Below are 535 nucleotides of genomic sequence, written 5' to 3' on the forward strand. Positions count from 1 at the left end.
GGGAGGATGAATCCAGTTTTATCTGGTATACGCCCAGCACCGGAATCTGGCAGACGGTATGGCTGGAGCCGGTGTCCGAATCACGGTTTTCCTGGATTCGTTTTACGCCGGACATTGATGAAGGGACGGTAAAGATCGATTACCGGCTGGAACAGGGAACGGCGCTTCCGTGCGAGACGGAGATCACGATCTGCCGGGAGAACGAAACGGTATTTAAGGGCACCATGTGGTGCAGGGAACTCTGCAACACCATTACGGTGGATGTATTTCAGAAGAAGGCGTTAAACGGTGCCTTCCATTTTGTCGGGGCTTACTGGTCGCCGGAGAATCCTAACCTCTATGAGGCTGCCATGGCCTTGCGCTGCGGCGCGGAGGTGACCGACCGGGTGGAGAGCTATTTTGGAATGCGGAAGGTCCGGATTGAAGATGAAAAATCTATTTAAACAACCAGCCTTATTACCAGAAGCTTCTTTTAGACCAGGGGTACTGGGCGGAAAGCCTGATTACAGCGCCTTCCGATGAGGACTATAAAAAT

1 protein-coding gene is annotated in these 535 nt (G+C 52.3%); it reads left to right on the forward strand.

The genetic code is table 11. The annotated features are described in order from the left end of the window. On the forward strand, positions 1 to 443 hold a 443-nt coding region (locus NE664_13115; protein ID MCQ4727573.1), incomplete at its 5' end, for a glycoside hydrolase family 2. Positions 444 to 535 lie beyond the last annotated feature (92 nt).

The organism is Anaerotignum faecicola (assembly GCA_024460105.1).
Taxonomy (GTDB): Bacteria; Bacillota; Clostridia; order Lachnospirales; family Anaerotignaceae; genus JANFXS01.